The organism is Rhodomicrobium udaipurense JA643 (assembly GCF_000636015.1).
Lineage (GTDB): Bacteria > Pseudomonadota > Alphaproteobacteria > Rhizobiales > Rhodomicrobiaceae > Rhodomicrobium > Rhodomicrobium udaipurense.
The window spans coordinates 1-7,332 of sequence record NZ_JFZJ01000151.1; the positions used below are offsets into that span (position 1 = coordinate 1).

The window sequence follows — 7,332 nt, forward strand, 5'->3', positions numbered from 1 at the left end:
CCGATTTCGAGCACGGAAATATCGAACGTGCCGCCGCCAAGGTCGTACACGGCGATGGTTTTCGATTCTTTCTTCTTGTCGAGGCCGTAGGAAAGCGCGGCCGCCGTCGGCTCGTTGATGATGCGGAGAACTTCGAGGCCCGCGATGCGACCCGCGTCTTTGGTAGCCTGACGCTGGGCGTCGTTAAAGTAGGCGGGAACGGTAATGACGGCTTTCTCGACCTTTTCGCCGAGATATGCTTCTGCCGTTTCCTTCATCTTCTGAAGAATGAAGGCCGAAATCTGAGAAGGGGAGTATTTCTTGCCGTTGGACTCGACCCAAGCGTCCCCATTGTCGCCGCGAACGATCTTGTAGGGAACGAGGTTCATGTCCTTCTTGACGATTTCGTCGTCGAAGCGGCGGCCGACAAGGCGCTTGATCGCGAAAAAGGTGCTTTCCGGATTCGTAACGGCCTGGCGCTTGGCGGGCAGGCCGATCAGACGCTCGCCATCGTTGGTGAACGCCACCATGGACGGCGTCGTGCGCATGCCCTCTGAATTCTCGATGACCTTTGGATGGCTTCCCTCCATGACGGACACGCAAGAATTGGTCGTGCCCAAGTCAATGCCAATCACTTTCGACATGGTTTAGAACCTCGTGCTGCTCATTCTTGTCGCGAGACGACAGGCCGCTTAAAGCCAGCCACCCCGTATTTATTTGATATCTTCGTCCCGCGCCGAGAATGTTTATCTCGAATTGGTGTTCATATAGGGGAGCGCTTGAAGCCGCGCAAGCACCAGCGGCTCGCCGTAACGCTTCCGACGTGCTTCACGAACAGGATATTGTCTTGGGTGCCGAAATATGGCGCCATCAGGAGCATTTCGCCGCATGCGGGACCGGCGAAAATCGTGCAAATTCCACCGTAAAGCATCCCGTCGATGTGGCCGCGATGGGGCAAGAGTGTGGCGTCGGGGCCATTTGCGCAAAAAAAGCCCCGTGTTGCCGGCTTGCGATGAAGCAATCGCTGGGTCCTTCCGGCGCGGCGCGGGGCAAAGACGCCGGAGCGCGAGGCCGTCCTCGCCGAGGTCGACTCATTATGCACACGCTGTCAGAGATCACGGTCTGCGGCGACGGCACGTGGCGGCTCGATTGCGAGGGGTCGAGCCGGTGAGGCTGGCAGATCCAAACGCTGATCCCTTCTCAAGCTCCGCGTCTGGACGCGCGCCACGCCTCGAATCGGGCGGCTTTTCCCGCCGCGTCGAAGACTTCGAACTCCGCGATTTCGCGCTGCTCCGCTTCGTAGCGCACGCGGTCGGCTTGCTCGGCGGCCTTCTGCGCCGCGACCTCGCGCTCGATGACGTGGAGGATGCCGACGAACCGGCGTTGCTCGGCCGCGAGCTTCGCCTCGGCGATTAGCCTTTCGCGCGCATCCGGTGCCAGCGCGGCGAGCAGAGCTTCGGCTTCCTCGCGGCTCGGCGCGCGGAGATCCGAAGGTGCCGTGCTCCACGCGATGCGATTGCAGGATTGCACGAGCCGCCGCAATTCGTTTTCGCCGTGAAGCTTCGCATTGGCGAACGCGCTCGGCATCCGCTTCGCGCTTTCGACCGCATTGCGAAGGTCAGGCGGCAAAGCCTCGGCGGCGGGTTCGGGATGGATGAGGCTCGCGTCGAATTCGTGACTCATGGGCTGAAAAACTCGCGGCTTGGGACTCGGCAGGCTTGCCCAGCTTGCAACCATCATCCCCGCATCGTGTCAATCGCGTCGCGGCGTTTTTGCAGAGCCTTCGGCGTCAATTCGCGCAGGTGTGGAACCGCCCGCCGATCCATCGCGGCGCTTGCTTATTCCACAATCCGGGGCGACCATGCCTTTCGTCGCGGCTCGTGCTGACGGCACGCCCGCAAGTGCATAATTCCACACAGGATCGAAACGCATGGGCGGAAATGGAAATGCAGGGGGCAGAAGCCCCCGCTGTATCGCACTCGTTGGACCTCAAGGCAGCGGGAAGACCTCTCTTTTCGAAGCCATACTCGCCCGAGCCGGCGCGACGCCCGAGGGCGCGGAAGCTCGAAAAACCGTCGGCGACACGTCGCCGGAGGCGAAGAACCACGGCATGAGCGTGGAATCGAACGTCGCGAGCTTCGAATATCTCGGCGACCGTTTCACGGCGCTCGATTTTCCGGGTTCGATCGAATTTCAGTTCGACGGCACGGCGGCGCTGCCCGCCTGCGACACCGCTGTCGTCGTATGCGAGGCGGACGAGAAGAAGCTCTACGCGCTGCAAAGCGTGCTGAAGTCTCTCGAAGCCGCGAAGATTCCCCATTTCCTCTTCATCAACAAGATCGACAAGGCCGGTGGCAACATCGCCGAGTTGCTTTCCACGATGCAGCCCGCGAGCGGCCTTCCGCTTGTGCTCCGCCAGGTTCCCATTCAGGAAGGCGGCGCGGTGAGCGGGTTCGTCGATCTGGCGCTCGAACGCGCGTTCGTCTATCGCCCGCATGCGCCGAGCGAATTGATCGATATTCCGAACGACCTCGCACAATTCGAGGCCGAACAGCGCTTTTCCATGCTTGAGAAGCTCGCCGATTATGACGACGCTCTCATGGAGCAGCTTTTGAGTGACAGCGTGCCGAGCCGCGATCAGATCTTCGCGGACCTCGTGACCGAGTTCAAGCGCTGCCAGATTTGCCCCGTGTTCTTCGGTTCGGCCGAAGCCGGCCACGGCATCGGCAGGCTTCTTAAGGCTCTGCGGCACGAATCCCCGTTCGTCACCGAAACCGCCGAAAGGCTCGGCCTTGGCGCGGCGAAATCGGCGGCTTACGTCGTGAAGACCATTCAAACATCGCATGCGGGCAAACTCTCGCTCGCGCGCGTGCTGGCGGGCCAGTTCGCGGATGGCGGCGCGGTCTACAGCGCGTCCGGCGAGGAGCGCATTTCCGGCGTCTTTTCCGTGTCAGGCCCCGACATCAAGAAGCGCGGTCCGGCCGAAGCAGGCGAGGTCGCGGCGTTCGGCAAGCTCGAAGGCGTCCATACGGGCGAAGCGATTTCGGGCGAAAAGGGCTTCGCCGCGCCGGTGGACCCGGTGCAGCCGCCGAAGCCGGTCTACGCGCTTGCCATCGCCGTGGGCGACCGCAAGGACGAGATCAAGCTGACCTCCGCGCTTGCCAAGCTGATCGACGAAGATCCGGCGCTATCGCTCCACCAGGATCGCGAGACGGGCGAGATGGTGCTGTGGGGGCAGGGCGAGATGCATCTTCGCGTCGCGCTCGAAAAGCTCGCCCGGCGCTTCGGCGTCAAGGCCGAGACGCGGCGGCGGCAAATCCCCTATCGCGAGACGATCCGCAAAAGCGTCGAGGTGCGCGGCCGCCACAAGAAGCAGAGCGGCGGGCACGGTCAGTTCGGCGACGTTCTCGTGGAAATCCGTCCGCAGCCGCGCGGCGAGGGCTTCGCCTTCACGGAAGTCGTCACGGGCGGTGCCGTGCCGCGCAACTATTTCGGGGCTGTGGAGGCCGGGGTGCGCGATTATCTTTCTGGCGGGCCGCTCGGCTTTCCGGTGGTAGACGTGGCCGTGACGCTGAAGGACGGCTCCTATCATACGGTGGACTCATCGGATCAGGCTTTCCGTCTGGCGGGCCGTCTCGCGATGGTCGAGGGCATGCCGAAATGTCAGCCGGTGCTGCTGGAGCCGGTCGCGGCCGTCAGCATATCCGTGCCGACCGAGGCGACGGCGAAGGTCAACGGCATGATCTCGGCGCGGCGCGGGCAAATCCTCGGCTTTGACGCGCGCCCCGGCTGGACCGCCTGGGACACCATCGAGGCGCACATTCCCGAGGCTGAAATCCACGACCTCATCATTGAGCTGCGGTCGGCCACGGCGGGCGCGGGTCATTTCAAGGCCGAGTTCGACCATCTCATCGAGCTGTCGGGCCGCGTCGCGGATCAGATCGTGGCGGAGCGCTCCCAGCAGCGGAGCGCGTAGCGTTGCGCGCGACCGGTTCGCTACCGGCTCCTGGGCCGGGACGCGAACTGGAGCGCGCCGAGCAGCATAACTAGCGTTTCGGCGTCGTCCGACCACGCCCGAGGTTTTCCGTTTTTCGTAGCGGACTGCCTCGGGCTTTTTTCATGGGCATTCGGCTGAGACCCGCGTCCGCTTTGGGGACGAGTTCTCGAAAGCGCGCGGGGGAAATGGTTCGAGCGCTTTTGGACGCGGCGTTTGGCTCCGCAACCGGGCGCCGTTTCGGATCGCCGGCAACGCGGCTGAGCTTGGCCGAAAAAGTCCCCGAAATTTCGCTACGGAATGCTTGCACACACGCACTTAACCCGCTAGAGATATGGCCTTCGCAGATCGCTTCGCGCGACACTGCTCCGCACCGGTAGCTCAGCTGGATAGAGCACCAGACTACGAATCTGGGGGTCGGGAGTTCGAATCTTCCCCGGTGCGCCAATAATCCCAATAACTTACGCCGACGCCGCTTCCCCGCGAAATTGCCCCGGCAAACATATGGCAAACATCGCGAGACGCGCCCCAAGCGCTGGTCTGGGGGTCGTGTTTGCCACGGTCTCGGCTTGATTCGGCCTCTTTCAGGAGAGAAGCCGAACCGTCTTGGCTACGCGAGGGACCGTGAAGTCCTTCACCCGCAGCCACCGGAACTCCGTCGCCCCGGAATGCCCATGTTTCCACACCAGCCAGCAATACCGCTGCTTCGCGATGGTGGTGGTCGCCCGTGCGGGGTCGCCATACGGCCAGCAGATGCATTCGTCGAGCGCATAGATGACGGCGGGTGGGTGGCTCACGTAAAACGCATGCCGCAGCGGATGACAAAGGCTCGACAGGTTCAGCAGCATCGCGACCGTGCCGCCGCTCTCGGCGGTCAGATCCAGCGCGTGCTTCACGAACATATCGGCCAGCCCACGGCCGTAAGGCGGATTGGTGACGATGTGCTTCGCCAGCGGCTTCCGTTCCGCGAGAAAGTCGCGTCGCGGCTCGCCGTAGCCGTAATCGACAAGATCCGTGGACACAACGTCGTATCCGGCCGCAATCAATTCCTCTGAGATCCAGCCGGTGCCGCAGGCGGGCTCCCAGATAGGGCCATCGAAGCGCTCGACCGAGAGAAGGGCGCGCGTCGCCTCCGGTGGCGTCGGGTAGAACTCATAGGCAGCCCGGTTGGGATGGATCCGTGGCCCGAACCGGAAGGCCCGGGCGGTCTCGGTGACGAGATGGCGCGTGCGAAGCTCGTGGGGGAGGAGGAGGCGAGGGGCGTTCATTGGGCGGCCTCCTCGATGTTCAGCTCCACGCCGCCCTGTTCACCGGAGATGTATCGGGCGCGGTCGACTTCCGACCAGCCGTAGTAGGTTTCCAAGGCGATGTCTTCAGCAACGTCCCCGTCTTCGGCCCTGACCGTAAACTGAAACACGTTCCGTTCGTACAGGATGATGGTGAAGTCCTTGCAGGAGGGATTGACGGTGCTCATTCGTCGGCCTCCTGTTCGTCAATGATCTCGAAACCGTCGACGCCGCTGGCCTGGCAGGAGAATTCCTCACGGCCGTGCCTTTCGTAAGAGGCGCTTGCTTGTGCCTTGGCCTCATCCTCCGAGGCGGCATCGACGCAGATGTTCCAGGTCTCCCACATGATCATCGCGACGTTGTAGCTCTTGATCTGGCTCATTGGGCGTCTCCTTCGTCGTCGTTCCAGCTGTAGACGGGATTATCGTCGAGGTGGTCGTGGGCGAACCAGGCATCGAGCAGGTCCTCCAGTTCCTGGTCGGTCCTTGCCCGGAGCCTGAACTCCGGGAACTGGTCGGCGAGGAAGGCGTAGTCGCTGCGGCTCATCGGGCGGCCTCCCCTTGGGTTTGCGTGTCGGCTTTGTTGGCGCGGATGACCAGGCGTCCCGTGTTGTCGGTGGGGATGCACTCCAGGCTCAGGTTCAGGCCTTCGCCGTCCTCGTGGATCCAGGCGGCGCCGATCTTCGTCCAGTAGGCGTTCTTGCCTTCGCCCCGGATGTGGAAGACGCCGTGGGTGGGCTTTCTTCCGGGTTGCTGCTTGTTGCTCATGATGGGTTTCTCCTTTTGGTTCGAGACCGCACCCTTTGCGGCCTGTCGGGTCAGAAGAGGGACACCGGCCATGAGCGGGCCTGCCAACGGGGAGGGGCATCGCCCGGCTGCACAAGCGAAGCGCGGAAGCTGGGGAAACCCCTTGGCTGGTACGCGCCGGGGTCCAAACCACCCGACATTTCAAGGCCGCTTGGGGAGGATTTCCTTGCCAAAGGAGAGCCCCGTCAGGGCATCGGCGTCCAAGCGGAGTCCACCCCGGTCTTCCTCGGGGCAGGCAACGCCTCGTCTGGGCCTTCAGGCGGCGTTTTGGATAGAGAAGGGATCGGCAGATGGGCCGGGCATGCCAAGGCTCAGGAAACCGACCGCGAGAGCCTGTTGGGCATCCGCTGCAGGGCCAGCAAGGCACGCAAGAGAGGCCGCCGTCTATGGCAAGTCGAGATACCGCCAACCTGTAGACGAATTCGGGAATGGTCAGCTCGGGCTTGGAATGCGACCGCAGCGCTGGAGAATAGCGCTTCCTCCGGACCGCCTTGCGACCTTTTCGAAGGCGGCTCATGATGAAACCGTAAAAAGGGGAGCCCACCCATGCCTGACCAGCCCCATGAACCTCGGAAAGCAGACAAATCGCTGCTGGAGGCTTTGCGGACGGCGATTGCCGAAGGGGGTTAGTACCTGGCGGCCGGTCGCTTCAGGATCTACCGAGCTGGAGATTAGATACGGGAAATACTCCGCTTTACCGAGGTGAAGGCAAGGTCATACCCGGCGCTGACCAAGGTGGCGGCAAGGGCGACAATGGTGGGGAACATACAGAGAACATATTGACACGGACAGCTCCCGACGCTATTATCTATCCAAATGGAACGGGAATGCTCGTTCGGCGTCTGGCCTCGGGAAACCTCGGGGCCTTTCGCTTTTTTAGGGGAAGATTTTCAAACCGTAGCCGTTGCACCTGCCGTTCGGACCTCGTCGCAACTTCGGTTCTATCAGCTCAAAAGCCCGGTTTTGCTGTGTAGGATTGATCACGTGCCGTCCGATGGGGTGCGCGGTCAGATCCGCAATCTGCAAACCGGTGGAATTATGCTTCTTATCCATGAACCGTATGTCAAGATTCGGCATACGTCCGACAGGGTTGCGCCCGTCTGCGATCCGCCGGAACTCCAGCTCCAGCTTTGTATCCTCCGCAGCACCACGGCGCTCAACGATTACATGGGTTGTCCGGTCAACCTGGTTCCTCTCACGAAGCCACCGCTGTAGGCGCTCCATGCAGAAGCTCAGGGCGATTTCGTAAGGGTTTGCGGGGTCGCAA

Annotated in this window: 9 protein-coding genes and 1 tRNA gene; 2 read left to right on the top strand and 8 right to left on the bottom strand. The window is 62.3% G+C overall.

The annotated features are described in order from the left end of the window. On the bottom strand, positions 1-623 hold a 623-nt coding region (locus tag T281_RS15345; RefSeq protein ID WP_155955297.1), incomplete at its 3' end, for an Hsp70 family protein. A 556-nt stretch (positions 624-1,179) separates the two neighbouring features. Then, positions 1,180-1,662: a hypothetical protein gene (locus T281_RS15355; protein WP_037241371.1), complete on the bottom strand. Its 483-nt coding sequence runs from the start codon at positions 1,660-1,662 to the stop codon at positions 1,180-1,182. A 247-nt stretch (positions 1,663-1,909) separates the two neighbouring features. On the opposite strand from T281_RS15355, the gene T281_RS15360 reads away from it, so the two are divergent. Together T281_RS15360 and T281_RS15365 are read left to right on the top strand one after the other, a co-directional pair. Further along, positions 1,910-3,955, top strand: a complete 2,046-nt coding sequence (locus T281_RS15360) for an elongation factor G (protein WP_037241374.1) — start codon at positions 1,910-1,912, stop codon at positions 3,953-3,955. 388 nt (positions 3,956-4,343) lie between these two features. After that, a tRNA-Arg gene (locus T281_RS15365) sits at positions 4,344-4,420 on the top strand. 137 nt (positions 4,421-4,557) lie between these two features. On the opposite strand, the gene T281_RS19345 is transcribed toward T281_RS15365, so the two are convergent. From T281_RS19345 to T281_RS15390, 6 genes are all read right to left on the bottom strand, one after another. Further along, the gene (locus T281_RS19345; RefSeq protein ID WP_052037567.1) at positions 4,558-5,241 is read right to left on the bottom strand and encodes a TRM11 family methyltransferase; all 684 of its coding nucleotides are present in this window, start codon (positions 5,239-5,241) and stop codon (positions 4,558-4,560) included. Continuing rightward, positions 5,238-5,447 carry a hypothetical protein gene (locus T281_RS15375; protein ID WP_037241376.1) on the bottom strand — a complete coding sequence of 70 codons (210 nt, stop codon included), beginning with the start codon at positions 5,445-5,447 and terminating at the stop codon, positions 5,238-5,240. Before T281_RS15375 ends, T281_RS19345 begins: the two co-directional genes overlap by 4 nt. After that, complete coding sequence (locus T281_RS15380; protein ID WP_037241379.1) at positions 5,444-5,641, bottom strand: hypothetical protein; 198 nt, start codon at positions 5,639-5,641, stop codon at positions 5,444-5,446. The genes T281_RS15375 and T281_RS15380 overlap by 4 nt, the downstream gene beginning before the upstream one ends. After that, positions 5,638-5,805 carry a hypothetical protein gene (locus T281_RS19350; RefSeq protein ID WP_199502251.1) on the bottom strand — a complete coding sequence of 56 codons (168 nt, stop codon included), beginning with the start codon at positions 5,803-5,805 and terminating at the stop codon, positions 5,638-5,640. The genes T281_RS15380 and T281_RS19350 overlap by 4 nt, the downstream gene beginning before the upstream one ends. Then, on the bottom strand, positions 5,802-6,026 hold the full coding sequence (locus T281_RS15385; RefSeq protein WP_037241384.1) for a hypothetical protein: 225 nt from the start codon (positions 6,024-6,026) through the stop codon (positions 5,802-5,804). The genes T281_RS19350 and T281_RS15385 overlap by 4 nt, the downstream gene beginning before the upstream one ends. A gap of 915 nt (positions 6,027-6,941) precedes the next feature. Beyond that, positions 6,942-7,332: DUF3800 domain-containing protein (locus T281_RS15390; RefSeq protein ID WP_037241387.1), on the bottom strand; the 391-nt coding region annotated here is incomplete at its 5' end.